The organism is Pedococcus aerophilus, assembly GCF_039532215.1.
GTDB lineage: Bacteria > Actinomycetota > Actinomycetes > Actinomycetales > Dermatophilaceae > Pedococcus > Pedococcus aerophilus.
Map to the genome: position 1 here is coordinate 35,327 of NZ_BAAARN010000005.1, position 18,250 is coordinate 53,576.

Genomic DNA, 18,250 nt, shown 5'->3' on the forward strand with positions numbered 1-18,250 from the left:
GTGCGGACCAGCAGGGCAACGCTACCTGTTGGAGGGGGGCCCGGGGCCAGCAGGTTTCAGAGCCAGCGCCGCGGGTCCTTGGGCGTGCCGTCCTCGTAGGTCTCGAAGTGCAGGTGGCAGCCGGTGGAGGAGCCGGTCGTCCCGACGTAGCCGATGACCTGGCCACGCGAGACGTGGCCGCCGCGCACGGCGTAGCTGCTGAGGTGGTTGTAGGTCGTCACGAGGTTCACCCCGCGCAGGACGCCGTGGTCGACCATGATGCGGTTGCCGTAGCCGCCGCCCCAGCCCGCGGAGATGATCGTGCCGTCGGCACCGGCCACGACCGGCGTCCCGCAGCTGGCCGCGTAGTCCCGGCCGGCGTGCAAGCGCCAGTAGTGCAGGATCGGGTGGAACCGCATCCCGAACTCGGAGGACACGGGCGCGGCCGACGGGGCGCTGAGGAAGCCACCGGACGCCGGAGCGACCGGCAGGGTGGACTTCGGGATCGGCTTGTTCGCCTTGCGGGCAGCGGCCCGGGCTCGGGCCTCGGCCGCGGCCTTGCGGGCAGCAGCGGCCTTGGCTGCCTTGGCGCGCGCGACGAGCACGGCCTTGAGGCGGGACTGCTCCTTCTCGGCGGCGACGAGCTTGGCGCGCTCGCCCGCCTTCTTGGACTCCAGGGCCTTGGACTGGGCGACCTGCTGCGCGGCGAGGGCGTCGAGCCTGGCCTTCGCGGCCGCGGCGCTGGCGCGGGCCTTGGTCGCGCGGGCGAGCGCGAGCTCGGCCGTCTTCTTGGCTGCGGCCACCTGCGCCTTGAGGGCCTTGATGTGGGCTTCCTGGGCGCGGGCCGCGGCCTGCGCGGTCGCCAGCCTGGTGAGCGACTGGTTCTGCACGTCCATCACCGTGTCGGTGAGGGCGATGCGGTTCGCGAAGTCCTCGGGGGTCGTGGCACTGAGCGCGACGGACAGCTGCCCCATCCCCTGGTCCTGGTAGAGCTGCGAGGCGAAGCGCGCCACACGGGTACGGGTGTCCGAGAGGTCCTTGCGCGTCCCGGCGAGCTCGTCGACCGCACGGGCCTCGTTCGCCCTGGCCACGTCGAGCGCGACTGCCATCTCGTCGTTGTGGGCGTCCGCGGCCGACATCTGCTTCGTCGCCCGGTCGAGGACGGCCTGCGCCTCCGGCAGCGCGGCCTGGGTCCGGCGCAGGGCGATGTACGCGTCGCGCAGGTCGGCCGAGGTGTCCTCGAGCTGCTCCTGGAGGTCGTCGATCTCCTTGTCGATCTTCTTCTTGGCCTTGCCCGGGTCGGTGGCCGACGGCGCAGCCGCAACGCCTGCCGTGGTCCCGGCCCCGACGACGCCGAGGGCCCCGACGGCGCCGGCGCGGGCGGTCGCGCTGGTCGCCGAGGCAGCCAGTGAAGGGGTGGCCAGGGCGAGCGAGCACACCGCGGCGAGGCCCAGGCTGGTCAGCCGGACCGGGTGAGACGCGCGGCGACGCGGGGGGATGGCGCTCATAGGCCTCATTCGTAACACAGGGCTCACCGGTTTCAGGGGATTTGGCGGCGGATCCACACCTGTGAATCCGCCGATCGGCCGACCCGGGCGCGGCGCTCGGAGGCTCGGAGGCTCGGAGGCTCGGAGGCTCGGAGGCTCGAACGATCAGACGCGCAGGTAGCGGCGCAGCGTCGCCCAGGACGTGACGATGGCGATGATGAGCATGATCGCCGCGAGCGTGGGGGCGATGACCCACACGTCCCCGGCACCGACGATGGCCACGTCCGGGAGCTCCCGCGCGACGTACCCGGTCAGGTAGTGGATCGTCGCGTAGAGCAGGCCGACCGCGGCGCCCACCCCGACGAGGGTGGCCAGCACGATCTCCATGACGAAGGGCAGCCGGATCGTCAGGTTGCTCGCCCCGACCAGCTTCATGATGCCGGTCTCTCTTCGGCGGGTGAAGGCGGCCTGCCTGATCGTCGTGGCCATGAGCAGGACGGCGCAGATGATCATGATGAACGCCAACCCGAGCGAGGCGACCGTGACACCGTTCATGACGGTGAAGAGCTTGTCGAGCGTCTTCTGCTGGTCCTGGACGCGTCCCACCCCCGGGGCGCCTTGGAACGCACTCACGACCACGTCGTACTTCGTGGGGTCGGACAGCTGCACGCGGTAGCTCTGCGGGATGTCGCCGACCCGGATGTTGCTGGCGAGGGGGCTGTTGCGGAACTGCTCCTGGAAGCGGTCGTAGGCCTGCTGCTCGGACTCGAAGTAGACATTCTTGACCAGCGGCTTCATCTGGTCGAGCTGGTCCTTGAGGGCGGTCCGCTGCTCGTCGGTCACCGTGCGGCCGGCGCAGTTGGGCTCGGCGGAGTCCTCGCCGCACATGAAGATCGAGACCTGGATCCGGTCGTACCAGAAGCCCTTGAGGGTGTCGACCTCGCGCTGGAGCAGCAGCCCGAGCCCGAGGAGGTACAGCGAGACCGTGGTCACGAGCATGACCGAGACGGCGATCGAGAGGTTCCGGCGCAGGCCGGTCCAGATCTCGCTGAGCATGAACTGCAGTCGCATGGGGTGAGGTCTCCCGACGTCCGTGGCCTGCGGTCAGCGACCGCTGCCGTAGACGCCCTTGTTCTCGTCGCGGATGATGTGGCCGTTCTTCAGCTCGACGACACGCTTGCGCAGCTGGTCGACGATGTCGTCGTCGTGCGTGGCCATGACGATCGTGGTGCCGGTGCGGTTGATCCGGTCCAGCAGGCGCACGATGTCGAGGCTGGTCGTCGGGTCGAGGTTGCCGGTGGGCTCGTCGCACAGCAGGATCGGCGGCTTGTTGACGAACGCGCGGGCGATCGCCACCCGCTGCTGCTCACCACCGGAGAGCTCGTGCGGCAGGCGCTTCTCCTTGCCGTCCAGGCCCACCATCTCCAGGGTCTCGGGGACGACCTGGCGGATGGCGTGCCGCGAGCGGCCGAGGACCTGGAGCGCGAAGGCGACGTTCTGGTAGACCGTCTTGTTGGGCAGCAGCCTGAAGTCCTGGAAGACCGTCCCGATCTCGCGGCGCAGGCGCGGCACCTTGCGCTGCGGCAGGCGACCGACCTCCTGCCCGGCGACGAGGACGGCTCCCTGGGAGACGCCCTCCTCCTTGAGCACGAGGCGCAGGAGGGTCGACTTGCCCGATCCGGAGGACCCGACGACGAAGACGAACTCTCCTCGCTCGATCTCGAGGTTGATGTCGCTCAGCGCCGGTCGGCTGGACCGGGGATAGACCTTGCTGACGTTCTCGAAACGGATCATGCGCGGGTCGTGAGCCTTACCGGGGGGCTGGATGGGACGGCATACCGGTCACGCGCGGCTGCCCGCGCACGACCCCCACGAGGATAGGTCGCAGACCTGCGTATGCCGCGCAGCAGCGCCTGCTCGGCGTTGCGGCCGGGTGCGCGGGGAGGGGCCGCGGTGCGTGGGGAGGAGCCCCGGTGCGCCCGGTCGGGCGGTGTCGGCCTACTCGGCAGCCTTCTGCTGCTCCTTGCGCCACCGCACGCCGGCCTCGATGAAGCCGTCGATGTCGCCGTCGAAGACCGCGGAGGGGTTGCCGACCTCGAACTCGGTCCGCAGGTCCTTGACCATCTGGTACGGCTGGAGCACGTAGGAGCGCATCTGGTCGCCCCAGCTGGCCTTGACGTCGCCGGCCATCTCCTTGCGCTCGGCGGCCTCTTCGGCCTGGCGCTGCAGCAACAGGCGGGACTGCAGGACGCGCAGGGCAGCGGCGCGGTTCTGGATCTGGGACTTCTCGTTCTGCATCGACACGACGATCCCGGTGGGGATGTGCGTCATGCGGACCGCGGAGTCGGTGGTGTTGACGCTCTGGCCACCGGGGCCGCTGGAGCGGAAGACGTCGACCTTGATCTCGTTCTCGGGGATCTCGATGGAGTCGGTCTGCTCGATGAGCGGGATGACCTCGACGGCGGCGAAGCTCGTCTGGCGGCGGCCCTGGTTGTCGAACGGGCTGATCCGCACGAGGCGGTGGGTGCCGGCCTCGACCGAGAGGTTGCCGAAGGCGTAGGGCACGTTGATCTCGAAGGTGGCGGACTTCAGGCCGGCCTCCTCGGCGTAGGACGTGTCCATCACCTGGGCGGGGTACTGGTGGCGCTCGGCCCAGCGCAGGTACATGCGCATGAGCATCTCGGCGAAGTCGGCGGCGTCCACGCCACCGGCTCCGGCGCGGATGGTGATGACGGCGGCGCGCTCGTCGTACTCCCCCGACAGCAGCGTGCGGACCTCGAGCTCGCCGACGGCCTTCTGCAGGGAGACGAGCTCGCGCTCGGCCTCGGCCATCGTCGCGGCGTCGCCACCGTCCTCGGTGCCCATCTCGACGAGCACCTCGAGGTCGTCGATGCGCGAGTCCATGCTCTTGACGCGCTCGAGCTCGGAGTTGGCCCGGCTCAGCGCCGAGGTCACCACCTGCGCGGCATCGGGGTCGTCCCAGAGGTCCGGCGCGGAGGCCTTGGCCTCGAGGTCGGTGATCTGCTCCTGCAGCGCCGCGAGGTCGGTCACCTCACGGACGGAGTCCATGGTGGTGCGGAGGTTCTTGATCTCTTGCTGGAAGTCGACGGCCACGAGCACCAACTCTATGGCACCGACTGCCGGACGCCGACCGGCGCCGTCACGGCCCCCGGACGCACACCCCCGGACGCAGGTATGGCGCGCGGCCGGGGCCGCGCGCCATACCCGTCCTGCTCCGGGTCGATCGCTCAGACGACCAGGCCGAGCAGCAGGACGAACACCAGGCCGGACACCGAGAGCACGGTCTCCATCAGCGACCAGGACTTGATGGTCTGGCCGACGGTGAGGCCGAAGTACTCCTTGACCAGCCAGAAGCCGGCGTCGTTGACGTGGGAGAAGAACACCGAGCCGGCGCCGATCGCGAGCACCAGCAGCGACACCTCGGAGGTGCTCATGCCGGCGGCGAGCGGGGCCAGGATGCCCGAGGCGGTCACGGTGGCGACGGTCGCAGAGCCGGTGGCGAGCCGGATGAGGACCGCGACGATCCAGGCGAGGAGCAGGACCGACAGGCCGCTGTTCTGCACCCAGTCGGCGACGAGGCCACCGATGCCGGTGTCGACCAGCGTCTGCTTGAAGCCACCGCCGGCGGCGACGATGAGCAGGATGCCGGCGATCGGCGGGAGCGACTTCTCCAGCGAGCTCGACAGCTGCTTGGTGCCCATGCCGGCGCCACGGCCCAGGGTGAACATGCCGACGATGACGGCGATGAGCAGGGCGACGAGCGGGGTGCCCACGAAGTCGAGCGCCTTGCGCAGCGGGTTGTCCTCGGAGGCGACGAAGATGTCGGCGAGCGCCTTGCCCATCATCAGGACGACGGGCGTGAGGACGGCGAAGAGCGTGACGCCGAAGGACGGGCGCTTCGCCCGCGCCTCGCGGTCCTCGTCGGTGCCGAACAGCTCGGGGGCCGGGACGTCGACCCAGCGACCGGCGAACCGTGCGAAGAGCGGCCCGGAGATGGCGATGGTCGGCAGGGCGACGAGGACACCGAAGGCGAGGGTGATGCCGAGGTTGGCCTTGAGGGCGTCGATGGCCACGAGCGGTCCGGGGTGCGGCGGCACGAGGCCGTGCATGGCGGACAGACCCGCGAGCGCGGGGATGCCGACCTTGATGACGGACAGGCCGGAGCGACGGGCGACGAGGAAGATCACCGGCATCAGCAGGACGAGGCCGATCTCGAAGAACATGGGCAGGCCGATGAGGGCGCCCACGCCGGCCATCGCCCACGGCAGCGAGCGGGCCGACGACCGTCCGACGATCGTGTCGACGATCTCGTCCGCTCCCCCGGAGTCGGCGAGCAGCTTGCCGAACATCGCACCGAGGGCGATCAGGGTGCCGACGCTGGCAGCGGTGGAGCCGAAGCCCTTGGTGAAGCTGGCGACGACGTCGCTCATGGCGACGCCGGCGATGGCGCCGACCGTCAGCGAGCCGAGGGTGAGGCCGAGGAACGGGTGCAGCTTGAACTTCGTGATGAGCAGGACGATCACGGCGATGCCGATCAGGGCGGCCGGGACGAGGCGCGCGGCCGGGATGTCCGGGACGTCGGCAGCCGCCACGGCGGGTGCGAAGAACGAGAACAGGTCAGTGGTCATGCGAGCGACGCACCTTTCGAGGCGAGGACGTCGAGCGACTGCTCGACGAGGGTGTCGACGGACTGGGCGACGTCGAGGGCCTGGCCGACCTCGTCGGCCTGAAGGGGTTCGAGGGTGGCGAACTGGGAGTCGATGAGCGCAGCGGGCATGAAGTGCCCGGGTCGACCGGCCACGCGCTCGGCGAGCACGTCCCGGTCACCGTGCAGGTGGACGAAGACGGTCTGCGGCGCGACGGAGGTGAGGATGTCGCGGTAGGCGCGCTTCAGCGCCGAACAGCTCGCCACGCCGCCGGTGGCGGCGTGCTCCCCCAGCCAGGCGGCGATGGTGTGAAGCCAGGGCCCGCGGTCGGTGTCGTCGAGCGGGATGCCGGCAGCCATCTTGGCGATGTTCTCCGGGGGGTGGAAGTCGTCGGCGTCGGCGAACGGCACCCGTAGCCGCTGCGCGAGGGCTGCTCCCACGGTTGTCTTCCCGGAGCCTGACACCCCCATCATCACGACGAGGGGTGGGCTGGTGGGGGTGGTCATCTCCGCGACTCCTTTGTCCGGTGCTCGCAGCTCGACGGCGAGGCTGGCGTCATCCAGAGTCGCTGATCAGATCTGGTTTGACAAGTGTTTGGAGAAATTAAATCTGCCTTATTGGTCCCGTGAGTCTCACGAGGCTGCGTCTGGCACGCTGGGCGCATGAGCACCGACGCGCACGGCCCGGGCCTGCACGCGAGCGTCCTCGACGCGCTGGGGCAGGAGATCGTCTCGGGGACCACGGCCGTCGGGTCGGTGGTGCGCATCGACCAGCTCGACGAGCGGTTCGGCGTCTCCCGGTCGGTCGTCCGCGAAGCGGTGCGCGTGCTCGAGTCGATGGGGCTGGTCGAGACCCGGCGCCGGCTCGGGGTGCGGGTCCGCCCCCGGAACCAGTGGAACGTGTTCGACCCGCGCGTCATCCGGTGGCGCCTGGACGGCCCGGACCGCGAGGAGCAGCTCGTCTCGCTCGGTGAGCTGCGGCGTGGGTTCGAACCCGTGGCCGCCGAGCTCGCCGCCGAGCGGGCCACGCCGGAGCAGTGCGGCGCGATGGTCGGCGCCGTCATGCAGATGACCGTGCACGCCAAGGCGGGTGACCTCGAGGCGTACCTCAAGGCGGACCAGGTCTTCCACGCGACCATGCTCGAGGCCTCGGGCAACGAGATGCTGGCGGCACTGTCGACCGTGGTCGCCGAGGTGCTTTCCGGCCGCACCCACCACGACCTCATGCCGGCACGCCCCAACCCCGTCGCGATCCGGCTGCACGGAGACGTCGCCCAGGCCATCGGCTCCGGTGACGGCGCCGCAGCCTCGGCCGCGATGACCGCGATCATCGAAGAGGCGAGCGACGCCGTACGCGGCACCGCGGCGGCAGCCTCGGACGACACCGAGGAGACCGCCGCGGACTGAGCTGCTGCGCTCAGAGGGCGCAGGTGTTGAGCAGGTCACCACCGCTCGGGCGGGCGACGAAGCCCTCGGCCGGCGGCGGCGTACCCCGCTCCACCCAGGCCGTCAGCGAGTCGAACGCGCTGCGGGCGCAGGGCAGCAGCGGACGCAGCTGCGTCGGGTAGGCGGTGTAGAGGCCGTCGGTGTGGGTGCCGTCCTCCACCGAGTAGTACCGGTGCAGCGCGCCGGAGCCCGCCTTCTCGATGAGGTCGTCGTAGACGTCGGAGTCGGTCGCCGGGGGAAGCAGGGTGTCCAGCGTCCCGTGCAGCGTGATCATCGGCTTGCCGATCTTGCCGGTGAGCGAGACCGACTCCACCGCGTCCTTCACCGACTGGGGACGGGACGCGTAGTCGTAGTCCGCGTCGCAGTGCGGGGTGCCGCTGGCGCAGAACGGGACACCGGCATCGAGGGCGCCGTCCCACCCGGGGTCGAACTCCTCCCGGTAGATCCGCTGCGTGAGGTCCCAGTAGTAGGAGTAGTGGAACGCCCAGAGGAACTCCGACCCGGGGGCGAACCCGGCGGCGATCATCGCGTCGTGCGCAGCCTGGTCACCCGTGGCGGCGTACTTCGGGTAGTTCTTCAGCGCCGTCGGCAGGTAGGTGAACAGGTTCGGGCCCTCGGACCGGAACAGCGTGCCCTCCCAGTCGACGCCACCGTCGTAGAGGTCGGGACGGTTCTCCAGCTGCCAGCGCGTGAGGTAGCCGCCGTTGGAGATGCCGACCATCCAGGTGCGCTTCGGCGCCTTGGCGTAGACCTTCTTCAGCGTCGTCTTCGCGGCGACGGTCAGTTCCGTGACGCGGGAGTTCCACTCGCGGATCGAGCCGCCCGGGGTGCTGCCGTCGCGGTAGAACGCGGCACCGGTGCTGCCCTTGTCGGTGGAGGCGAAGGCGTAGCCCTTGCTCAGGACGTAGTCGCTGATGATGAAGTCGTTGGCGTACTGCCCGCGAACGCCCGGGGCGCCGCTGACGACCAGGCCGCCGTTCCAGTGGTCCGGGATGCGCAGCACGAACTGCGAGTCGTGGTTCCACCCGTTGTTGGCGTTGGTCGTCGAGGTGTCCGGGAAGTAGCCGTCGACCTGGATCCCGGGGACCCCATTCGGGTTGACCGTGCCGGCGGCGTGCAGCCCCGCCCAGTCGTTGGGGTTCGTGTGTCCGGTCTTCACGGTGCCGGCGGTGGTGAGGTCGCCGAGGCAGGCGACCTTCTGGACCTCCGCCCCCGGGACCTTGACCTTGGACTGGCGGGCGCAGTGCCCGCTCTGTGGCTTGTCCGCCGAGGCGGGGGCGGCGGTGGCCAACGCACCCACGAGGGCGAGGGTGGCGGTGGTGGCGAGGGCGGCGATCCGCCGGCGTGACGTCATTGTCGGGCGCATGCCCTTCATGCTTCGCCCCCACGACGTGCCTGCTCAATGTGGGTGAGTCACACAAACAGGGCGTATGGCGTGTGCCTTGTCTCGACCTCCCTCTTGACCTCCTCGGACGTCTGCCGCCACCGCGGGTGGTCAGGACTCCGGGTGTGACTGCGCCGCGAGCAGGACGTCGCGGGTGAGCTCCAGGTGACCGCGGTGCTGGGCGAGCTCCTCGTAGACGTGGAAGAGCACGCCACCCTGGGTGGTGGCGTACCAGTCCTGGCGACCCGGCGTCGGGTTGGCCGGAGCCGATCGCGGGTGGGATCGGGCCACCCAGTCCCGCAACGCCACGCGCGTGCGGTCGGTGTCGGCGGCCAGGGCGGCGACCGGGCCGATCGCCACGAACTCCGCGTCGCGGTCCCGCGGGACGATCTCGCCGAGGTTGACCGTGGAGGCCCAGCGCGCGACGACGGCCAGGCAGTGGGTCAGGATGGCGTAGGGCGTGTTGGCCCCGGGGAGGTCCGGTCGCGTGTTCGCGAGGTCGTCGCCGAGCTCCAGGACCATGTCGCGCATCCCGACCAGGGCCTCGTCGCAGAACCGCAGGTAGGTCTGCTCGTCGATCACGTCAGGCGTCCTCGGACGTCTCGTCGTCGGAGGACGTGGCCCCCGACGGGCCCTCGGCAGCCTCGGGTGCGGGGCCGTCCTCGATCAGCCGGCGGAACCCGGCCTCGTCGAGGATGGGTCGGCCGAGCTCGCGGGCCTTCTCCTCCTTGGACCCGGCGTTCTCCCCCACGACGACGTAGTCGGTCTTCTTCGACACCGAGCCGGAGGCCTTGCCGCCGCGGGACAAGATCGCCTCCTTGGCCTCGTCGCGGGAGAACCCCTCGAGCGACCCGGTGACGACGATGGTGAGTCCGGCGAGGGTCTGCTCGACCGACTCGTCGCGCTCGTCCTCCATGCGCACCCCGTCGGCCGCCCAGCGGTCGACGATGCGGACGTGCCAGTCGTTGCCCGGGGCGTCGAACCACTCGCGCACCGCCTCCGCGATCACGCCGCCGACACCCTCGACGGCGGCGAGCTCCTCGAGGCTGGCCGCCCGGATCTTGTCCATCGAGGCGAAGTGCTGGGCCAGCGCCCGGGCCGCGGTGGGACCGACGTGGCGGATCGACAGCGCGACGATGACCCGCCACAAGGGCTGGTCCTTGACCTGCTGGAGGTTCTCGACCAGACGCCTGCCGTTGGCGGACAGGACGCGCCCGTCGACGACCTCGTCCTCCGGGTCCGTCTTCTTCGCTGCACGGGTGAAGAGCGGAACCTGGGCGATCTCCTTCTCCCCCAACGAGAACAGCCCGGACTCGTCCTCGAGCACGCCGAACTCCAGCAGCGCGATCGAGCCCTCCCAGCCCAGCGACTCGATGTCGAACGCCCCCCGCCCGGCCAGCCCGTTGAGCCGCTCGCGCAGCTGGTGGGGACAGGTGCGGGCGTTGGGGCAGCGGATGTCCTTGTCCCCCTCCTTCTCGGGCTTGAGCGCGGTGCCGCACGACGGGCAGTGCGTCGGCATGACGAACTCGCGCTCGCTGCCGTCACGGAGCTCGACCACCGGGCCGAGGATCTCGGGGATCACGTCACCGGCTTTGCGCAGCACGACGGTGTCGCCGATGAGGACGCCCTTGCGGCGCACCTCGTCAGCGTTGTGCAGGGTCGCGCGCTCGACCGTGGACCCGGCGACGAGGACCGGCTCCATCACCCCGAACGGCGTCACGCGACCAGTCCGCCCGACCCCGACCTGGATGTCGAGCAGCTTGGTGTTGACCTCCTCAGGCGGGTACTTGTACGCGATCGCCCAGCGCGGGGCGCGTGACGTCGACCCCAGCTGGCGCTGGACGCTCACCTCGTCGACCTTGACGACGATGCCGTCGAGCTCGTGCTCGACGCTGTGCCGGTGCTCACCGAAGTGCTCGACGAACGCCTGCACCTCCTCGATCGTGTCGACGACCTTGAAGTGGCTCGAGATCGGCAGCCCCCACTCGCGCAGCAGCTCGTAGGCCTGGGACTGCCGGGTCAGGTCGAGGCCCTCGCGGAACCCGATGCCGTGGACGAGCATGTGCAGCGGACGGCTCGCCGTGACACGGGGGTCCTTCTGCCGCAACGACCCTGCTGCCGAGTTGCGCGGGTTGGCGAACGGCGGCTTGCCCGCCTCGACGAGCGAGGCGTTGAGGTCGGCGAACCCCTCGATCGGGAAGAACACCTCACCGCGGATCTCGACGCGCGCCGGGTGGTCGCTGCCGGCCAGCTGGTGGGGTATGCCGTCGATCGTCCGCACGTTGTGGGTCACGTCCTCACCCGTGCGGCCGTCACCACGGGTCAGGGCGCGTACCAGGCGGCCCTTCTCGTAGAGGAGGTTCACGGCGAGGCCGTCGATCTTGAGCTCGCACAGGTAGTGGAAGTCGGTGGTCCCGGAGTCACGCGTCACCCGCGCGGCCCACGCCGCCAGCTCCTCCGGAGAGAAGCAGTTGTCGAGCGACAGCATCCGCTCGAGGTGGTCGACGGCCTGGAAGTCGGTGCTGAACACCGCTCCCCCCACCTGCTGGGTCGGGCTCTCGGGGCTGCGGAGCTCGGGGTGCTCCTCCTCGAGGTCGGTGAGCCGGCGGATCAGGGCGTCGTACTCGCCGTCGCTGATCGTCGGCGCGTCCTTCACGTGGTACGCGAACTGCGCCGCACTCGCCTGCTCGGCGAGCTCGGTCCACTCGTGGCGGGCCTGGTCGGGGACGCTGCTCGAGACGATCTCACTCACGAAGGTCATCCTGCCGCACCCCACCGACGGCGTGGGTGCGGGAAGCGGCACTCCCCCGGTGGGTTCGGCGTTGGCCGGGTAGCCGCGCACGCGGCACACCCACGCCCACCCGAGCCTGCCCCGTGGCCAAACCCCGCGGGAGCAGCAAGGATGAGCGGACCACGTTCCCCGACGATGCGGAGCCCTCGATGACGAACCTCGCGACCAACCTGGTCACCACGGCACAGAAGACGCCCGACCAGGCAGCCATCAAGTTCAGGGGCAACGACCTGAGCTACGCCCACCTGCACGCCATGGCGGCCAAGGTGGCCGGGTCGCTGCGGGCTGCGGGCGTGGAGCCGGGAGACCGGGTGGCGATCATCCTGCCCAACGTCCCGGCGTTCCCCGTCGTGTTCTTCGGCTCGCTGCTCGCCGGCGCCGTCGTCGTGCCGATGAACCCGCTGCTCAAGTCGGGCGAGATCGACTTCTTCTTCAGCAACTCCGGCGCGAAGGTGGCGTTCGTCTGGCCGGACTTCGTCGCCGAGGCGACCGAAGGGGCCAAGAACTCCGGCACCCGGATCGTGCAGTGCGGGCCGCTCGGCCCCGACGAGGGCTCGATCGAGGACGGCAAGCCGATCGCCGAGCCGACCGAGCGCGACGACGACGACACCGCGATCGTCCTCTACACCTCCGGCACCACCGGTCGCCCCAAGGGCGCCGAGCTCACGCACAAGAACATCCACCTCAACGCCTACCGCAGCGCCGTCGACATCCAGGAGACGACCGGCGACGACGTGGTGATGGGGTGCCTGCCGCTGTTCCACGTGTTCGGGCTGGTGGTCGGGCTCAACGCGGCGGTGATCGCCGGAGCCGCGCTCGCGCTCATCCCGCGCTTCGACCCCGCAGAGGCCATCAAGGTCATCAACGACGAGAAGGTCACGATCATGATGGGCGTGCCCACCATGTATGCCGCCATCCTCAACCACCCGGACTCGGACGCCATGGACGCGACATCGCTGCGGACCTGCTGCTCGGGAGGCTCGGCGATGCCACACGAGGTGATGAAGGCCTTCGAGGACAAGTTCGGCTGCGTCATCCTCGAGGGATACGGGCTGTCCGAGACCTCCCCCGTCGCGTCGTTCAACATGCCGACCCGCGAGCGCAAGCCGGGCACCATCGGTGTCGCGATCCCCGGCTGCGAGATGAAGCTCGTGGACCTCGACGGCAACGACGTGCCGCCCGGCGACGGGGTCGGCGAGATCGCGATCCGCGGCGACAACGTCATGAAGGGCTACTGGCGCAACCCGGAGGCAACCGCCGAGGCGATCCCGGACGGCTGGTTCCGCACCGGCGACCTCGCCACCGTGGACGACGAGGGGTACTTCACCATCGTCGACCGCAAGAAGGACATGATCCTGCGCGGCGGCATGAACGTGTACCCGCGCGAGGTCGAGGAGGTGCTGTACGAGCACCCCGACGTGCTCGAGGCGGCTGTCGTGGCCGTGCCCGACGACCTGCTCGGCGAGGACGTCGGCGCGGCGGTGGCGCTCAAGCCCGGTGCCACGGCGACCCTGGAGGACGTGCAGGAGTTCGTGAAGTCGAAGATCGCCGCCTACAAGTACCCGCGGCACATCTGGGCCGTCGACGAGCTGCCCAAGGGAGCGACCGGCAAGATCCTCAGGCGCGAGGTGCACAAGCCCTCCGCCTGACCACCGCGTCGCGGGATCTCCGCGTCACCGTCCACGAACCGCCCGGCGCCCCATGGTGAGGCGGTTCGTGGACGCTCAGAGCGCTGAGCCCGCCGAACGCGTCCGGCGCCGCGTCGGCAGCCCGATGACCACGGCCGACACCAGGACGATCGCCGCTCCGAGCAGCTGCGGCCAGGCGAGGTGCTCGTCGAGGACGAGGACGCCGAGGACGACCGAGACGACCGGGATCAGGTAGGTCACGGTGGTGCTGACCGTCGCACCGGCGCCCCGGACGACGTCGAACTGGAGCATGTACGCCAGCCCCGTCCCCACGACGCCCAGCGCGAGGACGCACAGCAGCGGCGTCAACCACCCACCACCGGTGGGGTCGGCGTGCCCGCTCCACGGCGCTGCATACGTGTCGCGGTGCAGCGCCCACCACCCGAGGATCACCGGCGCCATGAGTACCGACCCGACCACGAGCAGCGCGGTCGGCATGGACAGGCCCCCCAGGTCGGCGCCGCCGAGGTAGCGACGGTTGTAGGTCCAGCCCAGCCCGTAGCAGGCGCCGGCGACCAGGGTCATCCCGAAGCCGAGCAGGTCCGGGCGCCCCGAGGACTCCCACGGCTGGGTGATCACCACGACGCCGACGAACCCGATGAGCACGGCGGCCAGCTTGCGTGGCGAGAGCCGGTCGCTGGGGAGCAGCAGGAGGGCGAAGAAGAGTGCGGCGATGGGCGTGGTGGCGTTGCCGATGCCCGCGAGCGCCGACGACACGCGTTCCTCGCCCAGCGCGAAGAGGCTGAACGGCAGGACCGTGAGGAAGACGCTGGAGACCGTCAGGTGCGCCCAGGTCCGGCGTTCCCGCGGCAGCCGTCCCCCGGTGAGGGTGAGGAGGGCCAGCAGGGTGAGCGTGCCGGCGTAGATGCGCAGCCCGGAGATCTGGAGCGGCGCGAGGGTGCGCAGGCCGACCTTCATGAGCAGGAAGCTCGAGCCCCAGATGAGCGAGAGCAGGAGGTACTTCGCCTGCCACGGCACGCGCGTCGTCGTCCGGCCGGCAGGGGGCTGCGTCGGGGATCCCGATCCGGTTGCCACGGGGGTGTTGGTCGTGCGGGGCGTGCTGGTCATCGGTGGGTCAGCTCTCGGCTCGTTCGGTCCACTCGGCGGCCACCTCGACCGCCTTCCTCTGAACGCTCCAGGCCCCCTGCGGTGTGAGTCCGGCCAGGCCGCAGGTCGGGGTCGCGACCAGGTCGGCCAACCCCTTCGGCGAGAGCCCGGCGTCGGACCAGCCGCGCTCGACGACCTGGGCCGCTCCCTTGGACGTGCTCGAGCCGTCGGTCGCCAGGCACCCGGCCCACAGGGCGACGCCCTGCTCGGTGGTCGCCGCGATGGACTCCCACCGCTGCGGGGTGAGGTCGGTGACGTCGAGCGCGACCGCACCGACACCGGTGGCCCGCAGGAGCGGCAGCGGTATGGCGCGGTCGCAGCAGTGCACGACCGTCGCCCGCTCGCCGGCCGCGGCGAGCACCTCGCGGAGTCCGTTCATCGCGCGCTGGGGGTCCACGGCGCGCAGGCTGCCGTACCCCGACGCGGTCGGCAGGCGCCCGGCGAGCACCGCCGGGAGGGAGGGCTCGTCGACCTGGAGCACCAGCCGGGCGCCGGGGACGAGTCGCTGCACGGTGTCGAGGTGGACGCGGACCCCGTCGGCCAGCGACCCCGTCAGGTCGCGGACGGCGCCGGGGTCGACGAGGACCTTCTCGCCCCGGGTGAGCTCGAGGGTGGCGGCCAGGGTCCACGGGCCGGCGCACTGGAGCTTGAGCTCGCCCTCCCAACCGTCGAACGCCTCCGCCAGCTCGTCGAGGTCCTCGCGCAGGAGCGCCCCGGTCCTCGAGGCGTCGTGGCCGGGTCGCTCGACCAGGCGCCAGCCGGCCGGTTGGAGGTCGACGTGCAGGTCGACGAGCAGTCCCGCTGCGCGACCGATCATGTCGGCGCCGGGCCCACGGGCAGGCAATTCGGGGAGGTAGGGCAGGTGCTCGTCCACGGCGAGGATCTCGCGAACCCCTCGCAGGGCCTCCCGGATGTCGGTGCCGGGAAGGGAGCCGATACCAGTTGCGCGAGCCACGGCCCCGACTCTAGACCGCGCCGGTGACACCTCCTGACCACCTCGGCCGGCCCTGCTCCTCGCTCACCGCTTTGGGTGCCTGGACGGTCGGAATTCCGACCGTCCAGGCACCCGAAGCGGGCCGACGGAGGCCGATCAGGCGGCGTCGTGCTGGGCGATCAGGCGCTTGGGGGCGACCAGCGCACCCTGCACCCCTTCGGGCGCTGCGGCCCAGAACCCGACCCGGTCGTCGTGGTGCTGCTGGGACGTCATGACGAACATCTTCCTGCCGCCCGCGAACCAGACGGGCTCGCCGTGCGACGCCCGCTGATCTGTGCCGGGGTAGGCGACGCAGAGCGAGCGGAGCCGGTCCAGCGGCGTCCCGGGACGGATCTCCCGGCCTGCGCGCACCTCTCCCGGCGCCATACCGGTCAGCGCTCCAGCCAGCTCTGGGCGATGGTGGCCGAACCGACCACGCGCGTGCCCTCGTAGAGCACCACGGACTGTCCGGGCGCGACGCCCCGCATGCGGGTGGACAACCGGACCTCGACGTCATCACCCGAGGCCCACGCCTGGGCGGGCACCTCCTCGCCGTGGGCCCGGACCTGGGCGCCGACGGAGACGACACCCTCCGGGGCGGCGCCGCACCAGCGGGCGTGGTCGCCGCGGATCGCGTTGACCCCCAACAGGTCCGAGGTGCCGATGGTGACGGTGTTGGTCGCTGCGTCGACCCCGACGACGTAGCGCGGCTCGCCGTCCTGGCTCGAGCGCGGCAGGCCGAGACCGCGTCGCTGGCCGACGGTGTAGCCGTAGGAGCCGGCGTGCGCACCGACGACCTCACCGGAGGCCGCGTCGACGATGTCGCCGGCCTGCTCGCCGAGGCGGGACGTCAACCAGCCGCGGGTGTCGCCGTCGGCGATGAAGCAGATGTCGTGGGAGTCCGGCTTGGACGCGATGTAGAACCCGCGGTCCTTCGCCTCTGCACGGATCTCGGGCTTCGTGGTGTCACCGAGCGGGAAGAACGCCCTCGACAGCTGCTCGGCATCGAGCACCCCGAGGACGTAGGACTGGTCCTTGTCCATGTCGACCGCGCGGTGCAGCTCGCGACCACCGTCGGAGCCGGTGCGGATCTGGGCGTAGTGCCCCGTGGCCACCGCGTCGAACCCGAGCGCCACGGCCTTGTCGAGGAGGGCCGAGAACTTGATCTTCTCGTTGCAGCGCAGGCAGGGGTTGGGGGTCCGCCCGGCCGAGTACTCAGCGACGAAGTCCTCCATGACGTCGCGCTTGAACCGCGCCGCCATGTCCCAGACGTAGAAGGGGATCCCGAGCATGTCGGCCACCCGGCGCGCGTCTCCCGCGTCCTCGATCGTGCAGCAGCCACGCGCGGACTCGCGCAGCGTCGCGGCGCTCTGCGACAGCGCGAGGTGCACCCCGACGACCTCGTGCCCCGCGTCGAGCATCCGGGCGGCGGCGACGGCGGAGTCCACTCCCCCGGACATGGCCGCGACGACGCGCATCAGCCGGCCACCCCGCTGGCCCGGCGGGCCCGCTCGACGGCGGCGGGCAGCGCGGCGAGGACCGCGTCGACATCGGCGTCTGTCGAGGTGTGGCCGAGGGTGAGCCGCAGCGCACCACGCGCCGAGCTCTCGGGGATGCCCATGGCCAGCAGGACGTGCGACGGCTGGGGAACGCCCGCCTGGCACGCCGACCCGGTCGAGCACTCCACCCCCGCCGCGTCGAGCAGGTAGAGCAACGAGTCACCCTCGCAGCCCGGCACGAGCAGGTGGGCGTTGCCCGGCAGGCGACGTATGGCGTCGCCTGCCTCCCACGCACCCGTCACCGTGATCGCGTAGGGCAGCGCCTGCGCCGAGGTGACCAGTCGGTCGCGCAGCGCGACGAGCCGCGCGGTCTCCGCCGGCAGGGCGGCGACCGACTCCTCGAGGGCGACGGCGAACGCCCGGATGGCGGGGACGTCGAGCGTGCCGCTGCGGATCTGGCGCTCCTGGCCACCGCCGTAGGTCTGCGGCACGACCTTGGCGTCACGGCGGACGACGAGCGCGCCGATACCGAGGGGGCCGCCGACCTTGTGGCCGGTGACGGTCATGAGGTCCACCCCGGACGCAGCGAAATCCACGGGGACGTGCCCGGCGGCCTGCACGGCGTCGGAGTGGAACGGGATCCCGAACTCGTGGCTCAGGGCAGCCAGCTCGGCGACGGGCTGGATGGTGCCCACCTCGTTGTTGGCCCACATCACGGTGACGAGGGCGACCGAGTCCGGGTCCTCCTCGATCGCGGCGCGGACCGCGTCGACGGTGATGACACCGGCCGGGTCGGGATCGACCCAGGTGACCTTGGCGCCCTCGTGGGCCACGAGGTGGTCGGTGCAGTCGAGGACGGCGTGGTGCTCGACGGCACTCGCCACGATGCGGATCCGGGCCGGGTCGGCGTCGCGACGGGCCTCCCACGTGCCTGCGACCGCGAGGTTGTCGGACTCGGTGCCCCCGGAGGTGAAGACCACCTCGGACGGGCGGGCGCCGAGCGCCTTGGCGATGCGCTCGCGGGACTCCTCGACGACGCGGCGCGCGAGGCGGCCACTCGTGTGCAGCGACGACGCGTTGCCCGTGACCGCCAGCTGCTCCGCCATCGCCGCAGCCGCCGACGGCAGCATCGGCGTGGTGGCGGCGTGGTCGAGGTAGGCGGGCACCCACGAAGTTTACGCGTCGACGGCGAGCGCGCCCCTCGCCCGCCCGCCTGGCGGATCGGGGTGC

16 protein-coding genes are annotated in these 18,250 nt (G+C 71.0%); 2 read left to right on the forward strand and 14 right to left on the reverse strand.

The annotated features are described in order from the left end of the window. Window positions 1-56 precede the first annotated feature (56 nt). From ABD286_RS16850 to ABD286_RS16875, 6 genes are all read right to left on the reverse strand, one after another. Entirely contained in the window at window positions 57-1,487 is a 1,431-nt protein-coding gene (locus tag ABD286_RS16850; RefSeq protein WP_344195596.1) for a peptidoglycan DD-metalloendopeptidase family protein, read from the reverse strand. Window positions 1,488-1,631: 144 nt separating this feature from the next. Then, window positions 1,632-2,537: a permease-like cell division protein FtsX gene (gene ftsX / locus ABD286_RS16855; RefSeq protein WP_344195598.1), complete on the reverse strand. Its 906-nt coding sequence runs from the start codon at window positions 2,535-2,537 to the stop codon at window positions 1,632-1,634. Window positions 2,538-2,570: 33 nt separating this feature from the next. Further along, a complete protein-coding gene (gene ftsE / locus ABD286_RS16860; RefSeq protein ID WP_344195600.1) occupies window positions 2,571-3,260 on the reverse strand; it encodes a cell division ATP-binding protein FtsE in 690 nt (229 codons plus the stop codon). A 204-nt stretch (window positions 3,261-3,464) separates the two neighbouring features. Beyond that, the gene (prfB, locus tag ABD286_RS16865; protein ID WP_344195602.1) at window positions 3,465-4,580 is read right to left on the reverse strand and encodes a peptide chain release factor 2; all 1,116 of its coding nucleotides are present in this window, start codon (window positions 4,578-4,580) and stop codon (window positions 3,465-3,467) included. A gap of 134 nt (window positions 4,581-4,714) precedes the next feature. After that, the gene (locus tag ABD286_RS16870; protein ID WP_344195604.1) at window positions 4,715-6,115 is read right to left on the reverse strand and encodes a GntP family permease; all 1,401 of its coding nucleotides are present in this window, start codon (window positions 6,113-6,115) and stop codon (window positions 4,715-4,717) included. Next, window positions 6,112-6,639: a gluconokinase gene (locus ABD286_RS16875; protein ID WP_344195606.1), complete on the reverse strand. Its 528-nt coding sequence runs from the start codon at window positions 6,637-6,639 to the stop codon at window positions 6,112-6,114. The genes ABD286_RS16870 and ABD286_RS16875 overlap by 4 nt, the downstream gene beginning before the upstream one ends. A gap of 156 nt (window positions 6,640-6,795) precedes the next feature. Between ABD286_RS16875 and ABD286_RS16880 the strand changes: the two genes are divergently transcribed. After that, window positions 6,796-7,539: a FadR/GntR family transcriptional regulator gene (locus ABD286_RS16880; protein ID WP_344195608.1), complete on the forward strand. Its 744-nt coding sequence runs from the start codon at window positions 6,796-6,798 to the stop codon at window positions 7,537-7,539. A gap of 10 nt (window positions 7,540-7,549) precedes the next feature. Here the strand turns inward: ABD286_RS16880 and ABD286_RS16885 are convergent, their stop codons facing one another. From ABD286_RS16885 to ligA, 3 genes are all read right to left on the reverse strand, one after another. Continuing rightward, window positions 7,550-8,944, reverse strand: a complete 1,395-nt coding sequence (locus ABD286_RS16885; protein ID WP_344195610.1) for an alpha/beta hydrolase family protein — start codon at window positions 8,942-8,944, stop codon at window positions 7,550-7,552. Between the two features lie 129 nt (window positions 8,945-9,073). After that, on the reverse strand, window positions 9,074-9,544 hold the full coding sequence (locus tag ABD286_RS16890; protein WP_344195612.1) for a mycothiol transferase: 471 nt from the start codon (window positions 9,542-9,544) through the stop codon (window positions 9,074-9,076). 1 nt (window position 9,545) lies between these two features. Further along, window positions 9,546-11,723 (reverse strand): NAD-dependent DNA ligase LigA, encoded by a 2,178-nt coding sequence (gene ligA / locus ABD286_RS16895; protein WP_425565415.1) that lies wholly within the window; start codon window positions 11,721-11,723, stop codon window positions 9,546-9,548. A 179-nt stretch (window positions 11,724-11,902) separates the two neighbouring features. On the opposite strand from ligA, the gene ABD286_RS16900 reads away from it, so the two are divergent. Continuing rightward, on the forward strand, window positions 11,903-13,402 hold the full coding sequence (locus ABD286_RS16900) for a long-chain-fatty-acid--CoA ligase (protein WP_344195616.1): 1,500 nt from the start codon (window positions 11,903-11,905) through the stop codon (window positions 13,400-13,402). Window positions 13,403-13,477: 75 nt separating this feature from the next. On the opposite strand, the gene ABD286_RS16905 is transcribed toward ABD286_RS16900, so the two are convergent. The 5 genes from ABD286_RS16905 to ABD286_RS16925 form a co-directional block, all read right to left on the reverse strand. Next, window positions 13,478-14,509 carry a DMT family transporter gene (locus ABD286_RS16905; RefSeq protein WP_344195618.1) on the reverse strand — a complete coding sequence of 344 codons (1,032 nt, stop codon included), beginning with the start codon at window positions 14,507-14,509 and terminating at the stop codon, window positions 13,478-13,480. A 7-nt stretch (window positions 14,510-14,516) separates the two neighbouring features. Beyond that, entirely contained in the window at window positions 14,517-15,503 is a 987-nt protein-coding gene (locus ABD286_RS16910; RefSeq protein WP_344195620.1) for a uroporphyrinogen decarboxylase/cobalamine-independent methonine synthase family protein, read from the reverse strand. A 135-nt stretch (window positions 15,504-15,638) separates the two neighbouring features. Further along, complete coding sequence (locus tag ABD286_RS16915; RefSeq protein ID WP_344195622.1) at window positions 15,639-15,908, reverse strand: MmcQ/YjbR family DNA-binding protein; 270 nt, start codon at window positions 15,906-15,908, stop codon at window positions 15,639-15,641. Between the two features lie 5 nt (window positions 15,909-15,913). Then, entirely contained in the window at window positions 15,914-16,999 is a 1,086-nt protein-coding gene (mnmA, locus tag ABD286_RS16920; protein WP_344195624.1) for a tRNA 2-thiouridine(34) synthase MnmA, read from the reverse strand. After that, entirely contained in the window at window positions 16,999-18,186 is a 1,188-nt protein-coding gene (locus ABD286_RS16925) for a cysteine desulfurase family protein (protein ID WP_344195626.1), read from the reverse strand. Before ABD286_RS16925 ends, mnmA begins: the two co-directional genes overlap by 1 nt. Window positions 18,187-18,250: the final 64 nt, after the last annotated feature.

Bases quoted from the DNA above. Each gene is read 5' to 3' on its own strand.
- ABD286_RS16850 (WP_344195596.1), bottom strand. From the start codon at position 1,487: ATGAGCGCCATCCCCCCGCGTCGCCGCGCGTCTCACCCGGTCCGGCTG.
- ftsX (WP_344195598.1), bottom strand. From the start codon at position 2,537: ATGCGACTGCAGTTCATGCTCAGCGAGATCTGGACCGGCCTGCGCCGG.
- ftsE (WP_344195600.1), bottom strand. From the start codon at position 3,260: ATGATCCGTTTCGAGAACGTCAGCAAGGTCTATCCCCGGTCCAGCCGA.
- ABD286_RS16870 (WP_344195604.1), bottom strand. From the start codon at position 6,115: ATGACCACTGACCTGTTCTCGTTCTTCGCACCCGCCGTGGCGGCTGCC.
- ABD286_RS16875 (WP_344195606.1), bottom strand. From the start codon at position 6,639: ATGACCACCCCCACCAGCCCACCCCTCGTCGTGATGATGGGGGTGTCA.
- ABD286_RS16880 (WP_344195608.1), top strand. From the start codon at position 6,796: ATGAGCACCGACGCGCACGGCCCGGGCCTGCACGCGAGCGTCCTCGAC.
- ABD286_RS16885 (WP_344195610.1), bottom strand. From the start codon at position 8,944: ATGCGCCCGACAATGACGTCACGCCGGCGGATCGCCGCCCTCGCCACC.
- ligA (WP_425565415.1), bottom strand. From the start codon at position 11,723: ATGACCTTCGTGAGTGAGATCGTCTCGAGCAGCGTCCCCGACCAGGCC.
- ABD286_RS16900 (WP_344195616.1), top strand. From the start codon at position 11,903: ATGACGAACCTCGCGACCAACCTGGTCACCACGGCACAGAAGACGCCC.
- ABD286_RS16905 (WP_344195618.1), bottom strand. From the start codon at position 14,509: ATGACCAGCACGCCCCGCACGACCAACACCCCCGTGGCAACCGGATCG.
- ABD286_RS16915 (WP_344195622.1), bottom strand. From the start codon at position 15,908: ATGGCGCCGGGAGAGGTGCGCGCAGGCCGGGAGATCCGTCCCGGGACG.
- mnmA (WP_344195624.1), bottom strand. From the start codon at position 16,999: ATGCGCGTCGTCGCGGCCATGTCCGGGGGAGTGGACTCCGCCGTCGCC.